The sequence below is a fragment of the Streptomyces sp. NPDC002403 genome (assembly GCF_053593015.1).
On record NZ_JBSFBQ010000025.1, the window covers coordinates 102271 to 120400 of the forward strand.

The window sequence follows — 18130 nt, forward strand, 5'->3', positions numbered from 1 at the left end:
TCAGTCAGGCATGGGCCAGGCATCGATCAGGTATGACGAAGGGGCGGAACTGTGGCGGACATAGAGTCGGCGCGCAAGGCATTCGAGCGGTTCGATCTGAACGGCGACGGGCTGATCTCGGCCGCCGAGTACACGAGCGTGATGGCTCAGCTCGGCGACCCCTACGTCACCGAGCCGGTGGCCCAGGCCGTCATCAACTCGCACGACGCCAACGGCGACGGGCTGCTCACGTTCGACGAGTTCTGGGCGGCGCAGAACAAGGACTGACCCCCGGGAGGACCCCCGGCCCGCGGGCCGGGGGCCGCCGTCGCCGCCGTGGTCAGGCGCTCTCGCGGTACGGAGCCCAGCCGCGCAGTTCCGCGTCGCGCGGGGCCCGCAGCAGGGCCGGTTCCCCGGGGCCGAAGCCCATCACCGGGCGCGAGGCGTCCCAGGCCGGCCAGCCGGGGTCGCCGGACCCGGCGAACGCCACCCACGCCGCGTGCATTGCGTCGGCCAGCTCCTGCGGGGCGTCCGCCCCGGCCAGCGCCACCGCGTCGGGCACCTCCAGGGTGTCGAAGACGAAGCCGATCTCCAGCGCGTGACAGGCGCCCAGCCGCAGCACCGGGGACGGCCAGCCGAACTCGTAGAGATGGGTGCTTCCCCGGGCCTCCGCGCGGGCGTCGGCCACCCGGTTCAGCGGGACCCGCAGCAGCAGATCGGTGGCGAGCGCCCCGAGCAGCTCCCCCGGAGTGGCGCCCGGACGGTTCGCCCGGTACGTACGCGTCGTGGCGCCCGGCACCCTGAACTTCAGCAGGGCCAGCCTGAGCTTGAACGCGGACAGCCGCTCCGTCAGACCGCTGGGCACGAACCAGAGCCGGTACTCCTCGCTGTTCGAGCCCATCAGCAGATCGACGCCGGACGCGGCGCCGTCCAGCAGCGCTTCGAGCGGATCCCGGGGCAGCACATCGCCGTCCACCACGATCTGGAAGGAGTTCCCGCCGGTCAGCGGGGAGCCGCCGGACGTCACCTCGGTCTGCGCGGCCAGCAGCGCGGCCGGATCCACCGCGGCCAGCGCCCCGGCCGTCGCCTCGACCCCGAGCCGCTTGGCGATCAGCTCCGTGGTGCGGCGGGCGGCCGCGCCCAGGGGCAGCGCGGTCGGCGCACCGCTCTGCAGCACCGCCCGCCGGAACAGGCCCTGCGCCCGCGGGGCCGCCAGCAGGGCGCCGATGCTGATCGCCCCCGCCGACTCGCCGCACACCGTCACCAGGTCCGGATCGCCGCCGAACGCCGCGATGTTCTCCCGCACCCAGGTCAGCGCCGCGATCTGGTCGAGCAGCCCCCGGTTGGCGGGCGCGTCCGGGAACACCCCGAACCCCTCGATGCCGAGCCGGTAGTTGACCGACACCAGGACCACACCGTCACGGGCGAACGCGGTCCCGTCGTACAGCGGAACGGCCGACGAGCCGTGCAGCAGCGAGCCGCCGTGGATCCAGACGAGCACCGGCAGTCCGGTGCGGGCCGGGGACGGCGTCCACACATTGAGGTTGAGACAGCCGTCGCCCGCCACGTCGGGGTCGGGCAGCAGCCGGTCCAGCGGCGGGGAGTACGGCCGTTTGGGCGCGGTCGGCCCGAACGCCAGCGCGTCCCGCACCCCCTCCCAGGGCTCGGGCGGCGCGGGCGCCCCGAAGCGCAGGGCGCCGACCGGCGGGGCGGCGTACGGGATGCCGCGGAAGACGGCGACACCCTTCTCCACCGTGCCGCGCACCGTCCCGTGGACCGTGCTGACCCGGGGCGACGTCCCGGATATCGGAGAGGGTACGGCAGACATGAGGTTCAGCCCTTCTGCGGTGCGGACGCGGACCGGTGACCCGATATGTACCCGGTCCGGGGCTCCGTCGACCCGGACCGGCCGGTTCCGGGTGACGGGGCGGCAGGTCAGGAGGAGGACGGCGCCGTCAGGGCCCGCTTGAGGACCTTGCCGGTCGGGCCCAGCGGCAGCGAGCCGGTGAACCGTACGATCCGCGGATACTTGTGCCGTCCGAGCCGCTCCCGGGACCAGTCGATCAGCTCCGCCTCGGTCACCGCATCCGCTCCGGCGCGCAGGACGACGACCGCGCAGATCTCCTCGCCCCTGGCCTCGTCGGGCACCCCGATCACCGCGACCTCGGAGACCGCCGGATGGCGGACCAGCACCTCCTCGACCTCGCGCGGATAGATGTTGAAGCCGCCCCGGATGACCAGGTCCTTCTTCCGGTCGACGATGCTCAGGAAGCCGTCCTCGTCCCGGACCCCGAGATCCCCGGTGCGGAACCAGCCGTCGACCACCGCCGCGGCCGTCGCCACCGGGTCGTCGAGATACCCGGCGAACACGTTGTGGCCGCGCACCACCACCTCGCCGACCTCGCCGTCCGGGAGCAGCACCACCGCGTCCTCCACCGCCGCGTCCGCCACACCGGTCTCCACGCCCCAGATCGGGTGGCCGACCGTGCCGGGGCGGAGGCCGAGCGCCGGCTGGTTGAAGGTGGCGACCGGGGAGGTCTCGGTCAGCCCGTAGCCCTCCAGGACCTGCGTCGAGAAGGTCTTCTCGAAGCGTTCGAGCACGGCGACGGGGAGGGCCGCGCCGCCCGAGACGGCCGCGCGCAGCCTCGTCCGGTCCGGCGTCCCGGCCTCCTGCGCCGCCTCGACCAGGGCGTGGTACATCGTCGGTACGCCCATGAAGACGCTCACCCCTTCGGAGGCCAGCAGCTCCAGCGCGCCCGCACCGCTGAAGCGCGGCATGAGGACGAGCGTCGCCCCGGCCCGGAGCGTCGAGTTCATCGCGCAGGTCTGCCCGTAGGTGTGGAAGAGCGGCAGACAGCCGAGGACCACGTCGTCGACATCGAGCCGCAGCAGGTCGTGGGCGATCACGGAGGCGTTCATCACGATGTTGAGGTGGGTGAGCAGCGCACCCTTGGGCCGCCCGGTCGTGCCGCTGGTGTACAGGATCACCGCGGTGTCCTCCGGGGCAGCCGGCTCCGGCGCGGGCAGCGGGTCGCCGCCCGTCGGCACGCCGTGCACCGCCCGGACCCCGGCGGCGCGTGCCGCCTCCTCGGCGACCGGCCACATCGGACCGCCGGCGATCAGCGCGACGCACCCGCTGTGCCGCAGTACGTACGCCACCTCCTCGGCCACCAGCAGCCCGTGCACCGGGACCACCGCCGCCCCGGCGGCCAGCGCGCCGTAGTACGCGTACAGGAAGTCCGCCGAATTGGGCAGCAGCACCGCGACCCGGTCGCCCGGACGCACCCCGGACGCCCGCAGCGCGCCCGCGCAGCGCAGGGCCCCCGCCCACAGCTCGCGGTAGTCGGTCCGGGTGCCCGAATCGACCACGGCGACGCGGTCGGGGTGCTTGCGGGCCGACTCGCCCAGGATGGTTGCGACGCTGAGAAACATGACACGCTCCAGGAAACATGACGTTCACACGGCTGCTCCTGCTCAGAATCGGCCGTGCCCCCGGTTTCGCACAATGTGCGGTTGCCCACCATGCGCACCGCTCACCTGGGCAGCAGCCACGCGGAGCGGCCCATGGCAAGGCATTCGCATAACGTGCGGGCGCTAGCCTTCGGTCATGGCGCAGAACCCGGCTGCCCGAGCCCCTCGCTCCGAAGCCCCTCGTTCCGACGGACCCCGTTCCGAAGGACCCCGCGACGGCGAGCTGCGCCGTGCCCTGGCCGTCGCCCTTCTGCCGGGGATCGACGAGCTGACCCGGCGGGTCGTCGACGACATCCACGCGCACAGCGATACGTACGCCTCCGGCTCGCTCGTCAGCCGGGACGACCTGCGGGAGATCTGCCGCGACAACCTGCTGCGCGCCCTGGAGGACTTCGGCGGGCTGCCGTCCAGCGGGGGTGACGGCGAGCACGCGGCGCGCGAGACGGGGCGGCGGCGCGCGGAGCAGGACGTACCGCTGGACACCGTGCTCCAGGCCTACCGGCGCGGGGGCCGGGTGATGTGGCAGGTGATGGCCGAGCATCTGCGGGCGACGCGCGGCACACCGGAGGCCGGTGTCCCGGTCGCGGGCGACCGGGACACCGAGCTGGACATGGCGGGCGCCGTGTGGGAGACCATCGACCGCTACTCACTGGTGATGGCGGAGTCGTACCGGCTGACCCAGCTGGAGATGCAGGGCCGGCAGGACACCCGCCGCGTCGCCCTCTTCGAGGCCCTGCTCGACGGGCGGGGCGACGACCCGGCGGTCGCGGCGGCGGCCTCCGCGGCGCTGGGCGTGCCGGTCCACGACCGGTACGTCATCGTCGTCGCCGCCCAGGACCCGGCCGCACCACCCAACCCGGCCCCCGTCCTCGACGGCCATGGCATCTGGTCCTTCTGGCGTCCCCGGTCGGGCCGGTACGCGGGAATCGTCCGGCTGGCCGCGGGGGAGTCCGGCGTCCTGCTCGACCTGCTGCGGCACCGCACCGGCGCCACCGCCGGCGTGTCACCGGAGTTCGACCGGCTCGCCCAGGCGGGCAGGGCCCTGCGCCTGGCCGAGCAGGCGCTGCGCACGCTGCCCGCGGGGAGCGGCGAGGCGGCGGCCTTCGACGACCGGCTCGCGGAGGTGCTCCTGGTCGGCCGGCCGGAGATCGCCGAGCGCATCGTCACCACACAGCTGGGCGGCGTCCTGGACACGGCGGCCGAACGCGAGGTGCTGCTCACCACCCTGAGGGTCTGGCTCGACCACGGCTGCTCGGCGGTGCGGGCGGCCGAGCTGCTCTACTGCCACCGCAACACGGTCCTCAACCGGATCGGCCGGATCGCCGAACTCACCGGCCGTTCCGCCGAGTCGGGCGAGGTGCGGCTGGGGTGGGCGCTGGCCCTGCGGGCACTGCCGCTGACCGGCGCCGAGGGCGGACGGGCCTCGGCGGAAGGCGACTTGGGCCAGGATCTTTCGTTCGGATCATGCCAGGCCCCGCGAGCCCGGCATGATCCGAACGAAAGACCCTGGGCCTGATGGTGCGGGCCGCCGCGCGGGACCGGAGGCCGCTGCCGGGCCTCCGGTCGCCGGCTCCCGCGCGTCGTGTCGGTGTGTCAGGCCGCGAAGTGCTCGGAGAGGGACTCCCGTTCGTCGACCTCGACGAGATCGGGACGGGTGTAGCGCTCCGCGCGGGCGTGGTAGTCGAAGTCGCCCCGGACCAGCCCGCGGTAGTCCCGTACGCACCGCTCCAGCGCGAGCCGGGTGGGGCCCTGGATGCCGGCCGCCTCGATCTCCTCGACCAGTTCCTTCTCGGCGCGCTGCACCCGCTGCGCGATCTCCGCGAGCTGCCCCCCGGCCTCGTCGACGGCCTCCTGGAGCGTGCAGCCGCGATCACGCTGGATGAGGCGCACCGCGTTGTGCTCGTACCCGAGCAGCGCCTCCTTCTCGAAGGAGCAGATGTCGTTGCAGAGCCCCGAGTGATCGGTCACGGCATTGCGCAGCGCGATGTACGCGGGAAGGCTCCGGGCCGATTCCGGCAGGTCGATCCCGGCAGTGATCTCGTGGAGATCGAGAAAGGGCTGCATGGCCACCGAATCCCGGCGGTGCTTCACGAATTCGGTCCGGGTCGGCGCCTGACCGGCGGCCCGCTCCACGGCCTCGGCGTAGTAGGTCCACAGCCAGGCGACCGTGTCCCGCCGGAACTGCCGGATCCAGCGCGCCGAGCGGTCCCGGTACGTCCGGGTCCGCAGCCCCACGAGCGCCCGCTCCATGGCGCCGCGCGGCGGGCCGCCGTCGAGCACGGTGACCAGCCGGTCGATCGCCGCCTCGCACATGCGCGGATCACGTCCGGCGGGCCCGTCGTCGAACTCGTCGTCCACGAGGAAGGCCCAGAAGAGCCACTGGCAGAAGAGATCGAGATGCTGTTGCGAGGCGGTCGGGAAGATCAGGGAGATCCAGAGCTCGGGCCTGGTCCGGATCATCTTCTTCCGGGCCACCGGGGAGAGCACGAGGCCATTGGATTCGGCCCATTCCCATGCTGCCTCCCTGGTTTCCTCGATGCCGGGATTGCATCCGGTGCTCTGGAACGGCATGTGAAACGCTGGCAGCGCAATCTGGCTCATTGGTGCCCCTCGTCGAAACGATTCGGATGAACGATACGAACGGGTATCCGGTCGGACTCGCGTGCTCGTGCCGGGTACGCATCGGAGGACGGGCCGCCCGCACCCGCCGACTCTGGCCAGAGGCTCACCGTGCGAGACGAGGCAGTCATTCCTGCTCACTCTCCTCCGCCGGGGTTCGGGGCATCGGGGCCGGGCCCTCGGGCCCGCGGTGACAACGGCCCTTGACGCGGGGCGGCGGCATCACCATGCGTGACCCCCAGTCAACCCCGTGTGCGGGTAGGAGGGAAGCCGTTTGTGACCGAAAGTGCTTGATCGTCAGGGGAGCGTGAACATCTCTGAGCGGTTGGTGACCTCTTGTGGTGATCGCCTGCGGGCGGTGAGGGAGACCGCTCGGGCGACCCACGCCGTCGATTTCACGCCGCCGCCTCGCACCCCGCCCCGCCGTACCTTCCCGCGGCCCGGACAAGCCGATGGCCCCGGCCCGGTTTCCCGGGTCGGGGCCATCGGCTTGTCCTCCTCAGGCGCCCTTCAGGTGCCGCATCAGCCGTTCGAAGTCCTGCCAGCCCGACAGATCCGACGGATCGCCAGGCAGCGGGTAGTACAGCGCCGGACGGGACCTCGGGCCGAGCTGGACGGGCGGCTCGGAGAGCGGGGTGCGCCGGGCGCGGTCGCCGGGCATCTCGCGCACCTCCTCCGCGCCGAGCACGAAGGCCAGCGGCACCCCCGGCCCCTCGAAGCGCGGCGGCACGGCCAGGTCGCGCCGCGCCTTGCGGAGCTGGACCAGCATCGACTGGAGGTGATGACGGGTCGCGAGCACCTCCGCCACCCGGGGCAGGACGTCCAGCGGGGGCTCCTCGCCGGGGCCGTAACCGAACGCCAGCGTGACGTCCTCCTCCACCCCCGCCTTCGTCCGGCTGATGCGGACCGTGGCCAGGCCGGGCCGGTCCGGGCTGCCGACCACCACGAACCAGGTCGGTTCGGGCGCCCGGTCGAAGGCGACATCGGTCAGCCGGCGCAGCGACCACGGCAGGTTGGCGGGCTCGGCGGTGCCCCACCCCGCCGGGGCCTGCCCCGTCAGCTCCTGCCACACCGCTTCCAGCGCCCCGCCCAGCACCAGCCGGTCGTCCGCCGGGTGGACCGTGCGGAACGAGATCGCCAGCTGCCGCTCACCGGTCTCCGCGACCTCCTGGTAGGCGGCGGCCACCGGTGTGCGCGGGTCCTCGGGGGTGGCGTCGGCCGACTCGACCGTCGCGAACATGCCGCTCTGCCAGCGCAGTACGGCACCGGACAGACCGTCGTAGTAGCCGTCCTTCTCGTCCTGCACCACCCACCGCGAGGGCCAGCCGCTCAGGCTGTTGCGCACGGCGGGGGAGAGCGTGGCACCCGGCGAGGTGACGATCTGGAGCCCCAGCTCGGCATTGGCCGCGGCCCGGAACGCGTCCGAGAGCCAGGCCGTCATGGCGACCACCGGACGGTCCTGGATGATGACGGCCACCTTGTCGGTGAGCGCGTCCACGGCGGGCTGCGCGGCGGCGGGCGTGGGCGCGACGCTCACCCCGTCGGTCTTCACCACCGCGAGGGAACGCGCGGCCTCCGGCGGCCAGGCGGAGCCCCCGGCCAGGGTGGCGATCCGGGCCGCGAAGGTGCCCGCGAGCAGCTCGGCCTCCTCGACACCGGTGGTGGCGCGGGCCTCCGTCCACCAGAACGGGACCGGCGGCGCCGTGGCACCGAGCAGCCGCTCGGCCTCGCCCGCCACCTGCACCAGCAGCGGTGCCTCGATGGAGACGAGCGGCCGGCCCTCTTCGTCGCAGAGCTGCACGACGGCATCCTCGCCCGCCGTCCCCACCAGCTTGTCCGGTCCGCCCGCGAGCAGCCCCGCGAGCACGGTCAGCGGGTCGGGCATGCGCGTGGTGAGGGCGATGACGTCCTTGGTCATGTGGTCGGCCGTTCCTTCTTCGTCCGGGATGCGGGTGTGCGGTGGGCGGCGGCCCGCGGGCGCGGGCCGCCGCCCGGTGCGTCACTCCGCGGTGTACACGGTCTGGATCAGACGGTTGGGCTGGCCCCTGCGGATGAACACCCCGCGTCCCGGCGGCTGCTGGGTCGCGTACACACCGGGGAACAGCTGGCCCTCGCTGCGGTCGCCCGCCATCAGGAGCGCCGAGGCCCCCGACTCGCGCAGACCCAGCATCAGCGGGTCGTACATGCCGCGCGAGGCACCCGCGACCCGGCGGGTCAGCACGAAATGGAGCCCGATGTCGACGGCGGAGGGGATGTACGGCAGGAACGGGTCGAGCGGCGACTGCCCGGCCGTGGTCAGCACGTCGTAGTCGTCGACGAGGATCACGATCCGCGGACCGCTGCCCCAGCTGCCGGGCTCCAGGTCCTCGGTGTCCGCCCGGTCGTCCGGCAGCCGCTTCTCCAGCTCGGTGGAGATGCCGGCGGCCAGTCCCGCGCACATCTTGGGGTTGTACGCGTAGCCGCCGCGGAACTCCTCCGGGATCGCGCCGCGCAGACCGCGCCGCGGATCCATGACGGCGAAGACCAGCTCGTCCTCGCCGTAACGCTCGATCAGCCCGCCGGCGATCGTCTTCAGCAGGTTCGTCTTGCCGCACTCGCTGTCGCCGAGGATCAGCAGGTGCTGGTCGTGGTGGAACAGGTCGAGCACGGCGGGCGCCAGCGCCGTCTGGTCCAGGCCGATCGGTACCCGCTTGGGCTCGGCGACCGGGCCCGGCAGCAGATGCGGCTCCAGGACGTGCGGCAGGATCCGCACCGGCTGGGCGACCTCGCCGCTCCAGGTGGCGCGGACCGTACGGGCGGTGTGCTCCAGGACCGCGCCCAGGTCCGAGACGTCCGCGAGCCCGTCCGTGCGGGGCAGCGCGACCTGCGCGAAGAGCTTGCCGTCGGTGAGGATGCGGCCCGGCTCGTCGGGCGACAGGGTCTGCGCCAGCTTCCGGTCGATGCTGGACTCGCTGGGGTCGTTGAGCCGCAGCTCGACCCGGGTGCCGAAGTTCGACTGGGTGGCGATGCGCACGTCGTTCCAGCGGAGCATGCCCGCGACGACGTGGATGCCGTAGCCGCCACCGCGCTTGAGGATGTCGACGACGGCGTCGTCCAGCTCGTCGAAGTCGTCGCGCAGCGCACCGAAACCGTCGATGATCAGCACGATCTCGGCCGAGGCCAGCTGCGGCAGCCGGCCCGCCGCGTGCAGCGAACGCAGCTGCTCCACGGAGTCGATGCTGTGCTCGCGGAAGAGCTCCTCGCGGACCGCGAGCATGCCCCGCACCTCCTCCACGGTGCGTCCCGCGCGCTCCCGGTCCGCACGGCCGGCGACGCCGCCGACGTGCGGCAGCCCCGACACGGCCTGGAGACCGCCGCCGACCAGGTCGAGCCCGTAGACGCCGACCTCCTGCGGGGTGTGGGTCAGCGAGAGTGCCAGCGCGAGCGTGCGCAGCAGCGTCGTCTTGCCGGCCTGCGGACCGCCGATGATCGCGACATGGCCGCCCGCCACCGTGAGGTCCAGATACCACTGGCCCTGCCACTGCTTGGTCGGGTCGTCGAGCAGACCCAGCGGCACCTGGAGCGGACCGCGCCGCGCGGCCAGCTGCATCCCGCGCGGGCCCACGTCCAGCGGCCCCGCGACCTTGTCCAGGGCGACGGCACCGGGCAGCGGCGGCAGCCAGATCCGGCGCACCGGACCGGCCGCCTCCCGCAGCTGGTCGACGATGACACCCATCTCCGTCGGCCCGGTCTCCCGGCGCCGCACCTTCGGCTCCTCGCCCGAGGTCTCCGGCTCGGCCAGGGTGTTGAACGCCTCGTACTCCAGCGCGAGCGGACCGGCGTCCTCCTCCTGCGTGCGCTGCACCGGGCCCCGGTACGCGCCCGAGACATAGCTCGCCTTGAAGCGCTCGTAGTGACTGGTGTCGACCTTGAGATAGCCGAAACCGGGCAGCGGCGGCAGATGGAAGGCGTCCGTGGTGTCCAGGACCGTGCGCGACTCGTCGGCGGAGAAGGTACGCAGACCGAGCCGGTACGAGAGATAGGTGTCCAGGCCCTTGAGCTTGCCGCCCTCGATGCGCTGGCTGGACAGCAGCAGATGCACACCGATGGAGCGGCCGATACGGCCGATGGACAGGAACAGGTCGATGAAGTCCGGCTTCGCGGTGAGGAGTTCACCGAACTCGTCGATCACCACGAACAGGTGCGGCAGCGGATCCAGATCGGGCCGCCGGTCCGCGCGCAGCGCCGCGTAGTCACCGATGTCGGCGACATTGCCCGCGTCCTTGAGCACCTGCTGGCGGCGCTTGACCTCACCCGCGAGCGAGGCGTGCACCCGCTCGACGAGGCCCGCCTGGTTCTCCAGGTTGGTGATGACACCGGCCACGTGCGGCAGCTCCGCGAACGGGGCGAAGGTCGCACCGCCCTTGTAGTCGACCAGGACCAGCGCGAGGTCCTCCGGCGGGTGCGTGGCCACCAGGGCCAGGACCAGGGTCCGCAGCAGCTCCGACTTGCCGGAACCCGTCGCCCCGACACAGAGACCGTGCGGCCCCATGCCCAGCTCGGAGGACTCCTTCAGGTCCAGGAGCACCGGCTGGTGGGAGTCGCTGATGCCGATCGGCACACGCAGGAAGGCACGTTCACCACGCGGCGCCCACATGTGCGAGAGGTCGAGCTGGGCCACGTCGTCGATGCCGAGCAGGTCGGCGAAGTCGACGGGCCCGGACAGCGGGGCGTCCACCAGCGATTCGGCGGACAGCCGCATCGGCGCCAGCATCCGGGCCAGGCCCTCGGCGAACGGGATGCTGACCTCGTCCACGGTGCCGTGGGCACTGATCGGTTCCTGCTCGCGCAGGTCCTCGATGACCACCCCGTCGCCGTCGACGGTGATCCGTACGCTGACGTGCCCCGGCTCCTGGACCCGGTGTTCGAGCAGGTGGAGCACGCTGACGCCCATCTCGCGCAGCCCGACCGCGTCGTCCGGGCGCGGCAGGTCGACGGCGTCCTCGCCGTGCCCGTCGGTGACGACGAGCAGCCGGGACGTCATGGACAGCGCGTCCTTCCCGGACAGACCGCGCCGTACCTCGGCCGCGTACGAGGCGCGGCGGCGCAGCTCCGGACCGATCTGGCGGGACAGCTGGGGCGCGGACGGGGCGATCCGGCGGGCGGCGACCGGGCCGTCGAACTGCTCGGTGTCGAGCAGGTGCGGCATCCACTTGGCCCACTCCCAGTCGGCCAGCCGGTCACCGGGCACGGCGAGCGCCATCGCGACGTCGTCGGGGGCGTGCGTGGCGGCGGTCTGGACGAGCAGGGCGCGCGCGACGCGCAGACAGTCCTCGCGGGGGCCGATGACACTGATGTTGCCGACCCGGTCGAGCGGGACGGTGAGCGGGAGTTCGGTGCCGGTACGGAAGCGGTCCATCAGCGCGGACGCCTCGTTGAGCATGAAGGTGTCGGGCGGCGAGAGGACGGACGAGCCCTGCTGGGCGACCTTCAGGTCGCGCACCGGCATCTCACCCGTGCCGACGCGGACCCGCAGGAAGTCCCCGTCGAGCCGGCGCCGCTCCCAGACCCGGGCCGGGTCACGCACGATGTCGTACAGGGCGTGCGGCGGCGGGTTGAGGACATCGGCCCGCTCGGCCCGCCGGCGCTCCTCGACGGACAGCTCCTCGCGCAGGTCCTCCAGATAGGCGAGGTAGGCCTCGCGCTGGGTGCGGCGGGTGCGCTGGGCCTTGCCCCGCTGCGAGAAGACGAGCGCCACGGAGCCGATGACGGTGACGACGAGGATGATCGCACCGAGCCCCGCGAACTGACTGTTGCGTACGACCGTCATCATCACGACGGAGGACATCACACCGGCGACGGGCAACAGCGACATCGCGATGTTGCCCGACTTGCCCTCGGGCAGGTTCGGCGGGGCCTCGATGGTGCGCGCCTCGGAGGCGGCCGGCGGCCGGGTGGTCCTGGCCGGGCGGTGGATCAGTCGGGTACTCATCGTCGTCCGTCACTCGGGGTCGGGTCAGGTCGGCATCGGGGCCGGTGGGTGCTGCCGATCGTGATCAGTGGTGCTGCTGGGAGAGCCGGAACACGTCCGCGGCGAGCCGGGTGGCGGCCTCCCGGGTCGCGTGCGCCAGGAGTTCGGTACGGATCTCGCCGCCGGCCGCCAGATGCCGGTCGTACGGCAGCACCTGGACACCGGCGCCGGTGGCCTTCAGCTTCTCCATCGCCTCGTCGAGATCGAGACCGGGGTGCGGCACCAGCTCGCTGAGCACGACGACCGTGCCGGCGATCACCTGCCGGGGCAGCGACTGCATCCACGTCAGGACCGCGTACGTGCTGGTGATGCCCTCCAGCGTGGCGGGGACGGCCAGCACCCGGGCCTGGGCGGCGGACAGCGCGACCCGGGCGACCTCGGCGGGCAGCGTCTCGCAGTCGACGACGGTGACGCCGAAATAGCGGCGCAGCGAGACCATGACCCGCTCGTACGCCCTGCTGTCCAGCATCGCGCCGATCTGGCCCTGACTGCCGGGCAGCAGCCAGGCGTTGCCGGGGAGCTGGACGAGATAGCCGGTGATGTCCAGCAGCGACATCTGCGGCTCGATGATGTCCGCCAGGTCACCGGTGGTCCAGCGCAGCGACTCGGCGCCGAGCCGCAGCGGCAGCGAGCCGAGCGCCGGGTCGGCCTCGACGAAGAGGACCGGGTCCTGGCGGTAGTGCGCGTACGTGGTGCCGAGCAGCGCGGCGACGGTCGACTTGCCCGCGCCGCCCCGGATGGAGGTGACGGCGATCTGCCGGCCGGTCGTCACCGGTTGCTGGAGCATCTCGGCGGTGGCGGTGGTACGGGCGACCTCGCGCGCGGCCGAGGAGGACACGCTCACCCGCAGGGCGCGCGCGGCCCGCGTGGCGAACGGCTCGCCGCGCCGCGCCTTGCGCCCGACGGCGGCCAGCGCCCGGTCCACCACGGGCCGCGAGTCGGGGGCGTTGTGGGGCCGGGTGCCCGGGGTGTACGCGGGCTGCGCCCGGGGCGGCTCAGGCCGCGGCTGCGGCTGCGCGACGGGGGGTGCGACGACGGCCTGGTGTTCCTGGTAGCCGGGGTGCTGCTGCTGGGGCGGCTGGTGCTGCTCCTCGTAACCGGCGTACTGCTGCTGGGCCGCCTGCTGTTCCTCGTAGCCGGGGTACTGCTGCTGGGCCGCCTGCTGCTCCGGGTACCCGGCGTACTGCTGTCCCTGATAGCCGGGGTGCTGCTGGGCCGGCTGCTGTCCCTGATAGCCCGGGTACTGCTGCTGTTCCTGGTAGCCGGTGTACTGCTGGGGCTGTTGGGGCTGCTGGTAGCCGGGGTGCTGCTGGGGCTCCCCGTAGCCGTGGGCGTTCTGCGCGGGCAGGCCGGGACCCGCCGCGGCTCCACCGTACGGCTGACCGTCCTGACCCTGCGCGGGCGCACCGTACCCCTGACCGCCGGGGCCCTGCGCGCCCTCCTGGGCGGCGCCGCTCCTCATGGCGCGCAGCACATCGCCCTGCCAGTTGTCTTCGTTCGGCATGTCTGCCCTTCTTTTTCGCCCTGCTGCCCCGCCCGGAGCACCTGCGCGTCGACTCAGAACTTGTTGAGCAGCTGTCCGTACACGCCGAACACACCGACGGCGAGCGGGAAGAGCCCCACCACACCGATGGATTCGACCAGATCGGCCATGCGCCGCAGCCGGACCTGCACATGCTCGGGCGGCTGCACGGCCAGGACGAGCAGCGGCAGCACCGCGGCCACGACCAGCAGGGCGAGCGGTCCGGCGCCCCCGGCGTGCTGCATCCACAGCATGACCAGGCGCACGACCAGGACCGCGGCGGCGGCGAAGAGCGCCACGACCTCGGCGACCAGCGGGAAGGCCCGCGCCCGGGAGAGCAGCACGAGGGCCACCAGCGAGGGCAGCGCCACGGTCCACACGGACGGCTTGTCGGCCAGCGTGAGCAGCCAGCCGCCGGCCGCCGCGGAGACCGCGGTGACGACCGTCGCCAGCGCGAGGCCGCGGTGGGTGGCCGCCAGCGCGTTGCCCACCTGGTGCCGGCTGACGGAGGCGCCGCCGGAGCGGCGGTCGTCGAGCGCGGTGAGCCCGGAGGCCGCCAGCGCGAGCCGGGGGAGCAGTCCGAGCAGTACGACGGAGAAGACGGCCATGACCGCGCCGAGCCGCGCCAGATCGTCCTGGACGGCGGCGACCGCCTCCCACACCAGGGTGATCGCGGTGGTGGCGACGGCGCCGATGAGCCCGCCGCGGCCGAGCGGCGAGAAGTAGCCGAGGAGCACCAGCGTCAGGACCAGCGCGGCGGCGACGGCGGCGAGCCGCGCGGTCCCCGACCAGTCGTAGGCGTCCGCGGCGGTCCAGGCGGTGAGGATGCCGAGGCTGCCGGAGGCGAGCAGGAGCGCGGTCGCCAGACCCCGGTTGCCCTGCCCGATCTTCGCGATGAGCGCCCCGGCCGCCAGCAGTACGAGCGTGGCGGCGGCGAGGGCGGTGGTCAGCGAGTCCAGGGAGAACTCGCGCCGGGCGAGCAGCGCGGCGACCACCGCGAAGGCCACGGACGCCACACCCGCACTCGTCCGGCGCGCGGCGGGACGCCAGCGCCAGGCCTGCAGATCGAGATCGTCGGCCACCAGGTCGGTGACGTCGTGCACGACCGGGGCGGGGGGCGCGGAATGGGCCCGGACGAGCCGGAGCACCGCACCGTCCGCGATCCCCACCGAGGACAGCGTGCTGTCGTGGGGGAGTGCGGAGCCGTCCGACGTGATCAACTGCCGTGTCATCGGGCGTGCCGCCGCCCGGTCGTCCAGCAACTGCAGAATGTCCGGCAGCAGCTGCCCGATCGGTGTGTCGGACGGCAGGACGATATCGGCCCGGCGTCGCTCACCGACCAGAGTCACCCGGCTGAGCTGCGCTCGGGAAGTCGTTGCTGTGCTCACCACTTTACGGGAACCTATCATCGCGACGTTTTGAGGAGTCGGGCAGCTTGGCGTGCCCATGCTACTAGCGCCTTCTCGGTCCCCTTTGCAGGGAACTCCTTCTGAATTCGCCGGAGTTACCGATTCATTGGGGATTCTTCGTCGAATCCCCGGATTTCTCCGGTTCAGCCGTTTTGGCCGGCTGCTGATACTGCTGTTCCTGGCGCTGCTGCTTCTGCTGTTCGGCCTTCTGCTTCTCCAGCATGTTCTGGACAAAGGACCAGCCCACGCATCCCGCGCACAGCACGGCCGCGATGGCGATCCCCGCGAACACCTTTCCGAGCCGCTCGTCCGCCGTACGCCGCGCCCGCTGCGCGCCGAACAGCAGCGCGTCACGCATCCTGCGCCGGCGTACCGCCACCGACTCCAGAAGCTGGCTGTCGTAATCCCGTGCCATTCGTCTTGTCGTCCGTTGCCTCAGTCGTACGTTGCGTCGGTCATGGTCGCTGCATCATCGCCCGTCGGCGCGAGGAACGGCGGCCGGGGCGGGTCACTCCCGCGCACTCGACGGAGCGGCATATTCCGCATCAGCCGGCGGGCACCGTACGGGAATCCCCCAATTCACTCCTGCAACATAAGCCATGGGCGAGCAGGCAGTACAGCCCAGGTTGCGGCAGGAGCGGGCACGGCGAACGCGCATTCCGCATTCGTCAGGGATCGTCCCGCGAGCCGTCGGCCACGGCCTCGTACCAAGTGCACAACGACGCGGCCACGGCGTCGAGGAGGCCGCTCCGCGCCGCCTTCGCGATCGTGCCGTCGCAGAACCGCTCCCCGCGCACCACGGCCGTGGCCGCGCGCACCGCGTCGGCCGGACCCAGCCGTCCGCCGGCGGGCACGGCGGGCGGCGGGTTGTCCTGCCACAGGTGAGCGGGCGTCACCGCGCCGACGGCGGGCAGCGCGCGCACCAGGCGGCGGAGCCGCTCGCTGTGGAGCGGGTAGCTCATCCGCCAGGTGCCGTCGGGCTGCTGCCCGCCCTCGGACCACCGCACCGCGCGGTCCTCGTCCGTGAGCGCGGCCAGCGCCTCCCTCAGCTCACGCCACGCGTCGGCGTTCTCGCGGTCGAGCCGAGCCAGCAGACGCCGGTCGTCGGCCTCGGTGACGACGCGGGCCAGCTCCCTGAGCGCGGCCAGGGAGCCGGCCTCGGCCAGGGAGCCCGGAACGACATGGCTGACCCTCCTCGGGTCCGAGCCACGGGCCAACTCGGCGAGCGCGGCCGTGGGCGCGAGCCCGCGCGCCTTGGCGGCGTCGAGCTGTGCGGACCATGCAAGCCCCTCACCGAACCCGGCCCGGTCACCGGCGGGCCGCAGACACCAACCGGCGGCGTCGTCCTCGTCGTTGGCCCACAGGTAGCCCATCTCCTCGCCGCGCGCGTCGGCGACGGTGAGGTGGTGGACCGGCCTGTCGGTCTCGGCGCGGTAGCGCGGTGCGTCCGGTTCGTGCGTCATGGTCCGCTCTTGTCGTGGCCGTCGTGCGGGAACTCAGCCTCCGCCCACCAGTTCCTTGAGTTCGGCGAGCGACGGAGCCTCGGCGAGCGAGCCGGGCACGACACCGCTGCCCTTGATGTCACTCGTGTCCCGGACCAGCTCGGCGAGCAGAGCGGTGGGAGCGATCCCGCGGGACTTCGCGTCCCGCAGCTTCCTGAGCCACGCGGCTCCGGCGTTGACGGCGGCGGCCCCCAGCCCCTGCGGCGTGACCCAGCCCGCGGCGTCACCCTCGTCGTTGGCCCATACGCAGCCGATCACCAGGCCGTCGCTGTCGGCGACCCGCACGTACTGCACGGGCCCCTGTGCGACACGGTTGTAGCGGGGCGGCCCGGCGACCCGCTTGAGCTGCATGTCTTCCTCGAAGCGCGGATTGGGGCGGTTTTCGCTGGTCATGCACTCTTCCTCTGTCACTTCGGCAGGACTTCGCCGTACACCTGGGCCTGTCCGGCCTCGTCCACGAAGACTCGGGTCACCCGGTACTCCGAGCCGCGCCCGAGAAGGATCTCACGCTCGGTCACGCCGTAATGGCTGACCTTCTCCAGCCAGAGCGCGGGTGTCCCCTTCGGGACCCGCAGATGGAGGATGGCGTCCTTGCCCGCGAAGCTGGGCACCGGGTGGTTGCCGAGCGATGTGGACAGATAGCCCTCGTCGCCGAACGTGCCGCCCATCATTTCGAGAGGCGAATCGAGGTCGAGGTGTCCGATGCCCGTGCCGCGCACCACCATGACGTCCTCGGGCACGGGGCGGGTCGACATCACCCGGTCCATCTCGCTGATGTCGTGCAGAACCTCGGGCCTGGGACCGTAGTAGGGGTCGTTCCGCAGGTAGCCGTTCATGTCCTTGTACGAGGGGAACGAGTCGCCCGTGTAGTCCCGGAGCGCCTGCTGCGCGGACGGGTCCAGGTTGTCCACGTAGTCGTTCCAGTAGTCCCGGCCGTACTGGACCGCATCGAAGTCGTCCGCGAACGGCACGGTGCCGTCGGTGAGTTCGGCGGCGGCGACCCGGTGCTTCTCGGCGGTGGAGAGTGCGTCGAAATCGGCTTCCGACACGTGAGGCGTGTACTTGAAGTCGTCCGCCGCGGCGCCCGCGCCCGGTGCGCCCCCATCGTGATGACCGGCCGTGGACGCGTCGTCGGCGCCGTGCGCGAGGTCGTCGGCGGCGCCGTGCGGGTCGACGTGGCTGCCGTGGTCACCGGCGTGCGCCGCGTCGTCGGCGTGCGCGGCCGCGTCGTCCGCGTGCCCACCGTGCGAGGTGTCGTGGCCGGGGGTTCCCGGTCCGTCGTGGCCCGGGGTGTGCGGGGTGGTGGGGTCCGGGGTGTGCGGGGTGTGCGGGGTGGTGGGATCCGGGGTGTGCGGGGTGTGCGGGGTGGTGGGATCCGGGGTGTGCGGGGTGTGCGGGGTGGTGGGATCCGGGGTGTGCGGGGTGTGCGGATTGCCGCCCGGGGCGTGGCTTGCGGTGTCGAAGTGTGTGGGGGCGGGGCCGAAGGATCCGTTGGGTACGTGGTTGGGTGTTCCGCCCGGGACGTGGCTTGCGGTGTCGAAGTGTGTGGGGGCGGGGCCGAAGGATCCGTTGGGTACGTGGTTGGGTGTTCCGCCCGGGACGTGGCTTGCGGTGTCGT

General features: G+C 72.6%; 13 protein-coding genes. 2 read left to right on the forward strand and 11 right to left on the reverse strand.

The genetic code is table 11. From position 1 onward, the window contains the following. Positions 1–51: 51 nt before the first annotated feature. Positions 52–267, forward strand: coding sequence for an EF-hand domain-containing protein (locus tag ACWCPY_RS25310; RefSeq protein ID WP_451268524.1), 216 nt, complete (start codon positions 52–54; stop codon positions 265–267). Positions 268–319: 52 nt separating this feature from the next. Here ACWCPY_RS25310 and ACWCPY_RS25315 read toward each other — a convergent pair whose 3' ends face one another. Further along, positions 320–1807 (reverse strand): carboxylesterase/lipase family protein, encoded by a 1488-nt coding sequence (locus ACWCPY_RS25315; RefSeq protein ID WP_451268526.1) that lies wholly within the window; start codon positions 1805–1807, stop codon positions 320–322. Positions 1808–1914: 107 nt separating this feature from the next. Then, entirely contained in the window at positions 1915–3411 is a 1497-nt protein-coding gene (locus ACWCPY_RS25320) for a long-chain-fatty-acid--CoA ligase (protein ID WP_451268528.1), read from the reverse strand. A 175-nt stretch (positions 3412–3586) separates the two neighbouring features. Between ACWCPY_RS25320 and ACWCPY_RS25325 the strand changes: the two genes are divergently transcribed. Then, a complete protein-coding gene (locus tag ACWCPY_RS25325; protein WP_451268530.1) occupies positions 3587–4966 on the forward strand; it encodes a PucR family transcriptional regulator in 1380 nt (459 codons plus the stop codon). Positions 4967–5043: 77 nt separating this feature from the next. Here the strand turns inward: ACWCPY_RS25325 and ACWCPY_RS25330 are convergent, their stop codons facing one another. From ACWCPY_RS25330 to ACWCPY_RS25370, 9 genes are all read right to left on the reverse strand, one after another. Further along, a complete protein-coding gene (locus ACWCPY_RS25330; protein WP_451268532.1) occupies positions 5044–5937 on the reverse strand; it encodes a terpene synthase family protein in 894 nt (297 codons plus the stop codon). A 631-nt stretch (positions 5938–6568) separates the two neighbouring features. Next, entirely contained in the window at positions 6569–7987 is a 1419-nt protein-coding gene (locus ACWCPY_RS25335; protein WP_451268534.1) for a DUF6177 family protein, read from the reverse strand. A gap of 81 nt (positions 7988–8068) precedes the next feature. Further along, positions 8069–12040, reverse strand: a complete 3972-nt coding sequence (eccCa, locus tag ACWCPY_RS25340; protein ID WP_451268536.1) for a type VII secretion protein EccCa — start codon at positions 12038–12040, stop codon at positions 8069–8071. 64 nt (positions 12041–12104) lie between these two features. Beyond that, the gene (locus ACWCPY_RS25345) at positions 12105–13583 is read right to left on the reverse strand and encodes a MinD/ParA family ATP-binding protein (RefSeq protein ID WP_451268538.1); all 1479 of its coding nucleotides are present in this window, start codon (positions 13581–13583) and stop codon (positions 12105–12107) included. 53 nt (positions 13584–13636) lie between these two features. Further along, positions 13637–15010 (reverse strand): type VII secretion integral membrane protein EccD, encoded by a 1374-nt coding sequence (gene eccD, locus ACWCPY_RS25350; protein ID WP_451268540.1) that lies wholly within the window; start codon positions 15008–15010, stop codon positions 13637–13639. Between the two features lie 103 nt (positions 15011–15113). Continuing rightward, positions 15114–15425 carry a hypothetical protein gene (locus tag ACWCPY_RS25355; RefSeq protein ID WP_451268542.1) on the reverse strand — a complete coding sequence of 104 codons (312 nt, stop codon included), beginning with the start codon at positions 15423–15425 and terminating at the stop codon, positions 15114–15116. A gap of 253 nt (positions 15426–15678) precedes the next feature. Then, positions 15679–16473, reverse strand: a complete 795-nt coding sequence (locus ACWCPY_RS25360; RefSeq protein WP_451268544.1) for a DUF6508 domain-containing protein — start codon at positions 16471–16473, stop codon at positions 15679–15681. A 33-nt stretch (positions 16474–16506) separates the two neighbouring features. Next, complete coding sequence (locus ACWCPY_RS25365) at positions 16507–16905, reverse strand: hypothetical protein (RefSeq protein ID WP_451268546.1); 399 nt, start codon at positions 16903–16905, stop codon at positions 16507–16509. Between the two features lie 14 nt (positions 16906–16919). Further along, the coding region (locus ACWCPY_RS25370; protein WP_451268548.1) for an ADP-ribosyltransferase at positions 16920–18130 on the reverse strand (1211 nt) is incomplete at its 5' end.

Bases quoted from the DNA above. Each gene is read 5' to 3' on its own strand.
- ACWCPY_RS25315 (WP_451268526.1), bottom strand. From the start codon at position 1,807: ATGTCTGCCGTACCCTCTCCGATATCCGGGACGTCGCCCCGGGTCAGC.
- ACWCPY_RS25320 (WP_451268528.1), bottom strand. From the start codon at position 3,411: ATGTTTCTCAGCGTCGCAACCATCCTGGGCGAGTCGGCCCGCAAGCAC.
- ACWCPY_RS25325 (WP_451268530.1), top strand. From the start codon at position 3,587: ATGGCGCAGAACCCGGCTGCCCGAGCCCCTCGCTCCGAAGCCCCTCGT.
- ACWCPY_RS25335 (WP_451268534.1), bottom strand. From the start codon at position 7,987: ATGACCAAGGACGTCATCGCCCTCACCACGCGCATGCCCGACCCGCTG.
- eccCa (WP_451268536.1), bottom strand. From the start codon at position 12,040: ATGAGTACCCGACTGATCCACCGCCCGGCCAGGACCACCCGGCCGCCG.
- ACWCPY_RS25345 (WP_451268538.1), bottom strand. From the start codon at position 13,583: ATGCCGAACGAAGACAACTGGCAGGGCGATGTGCTGCGCGCCATGAGG.
- eccD (WP_451268540.1), bottom strand. From the start codon at position 15,010: ATGATAGGTTCCCGTAAAGTGGTGAGCACAGCAACGACTTCCCGAGCG.
- ACWCPY_RS25355 (WP_451268542.1), bottom strand. From the start codon at position 15,425: ATGGCACGGGATTACGACAGCCAGCTTCTGGAGTCGGTGGCGGTACGC.
- ACWCPY_RS25360 (WP_451268544.1), bottom strand. From the start codon at position 16,473: ATGACGCACGAACCGGACGCACCGCGCTACCGCGCCGAGACCGACAGG.
- ACWCPY_RS25365 (WP_451268546.1), bottom strand. From the start codon at position 16,905: ATGACCAGCGAAAACCGCCCCAATCCGCGCTTCGAGGAAGACATGCAG.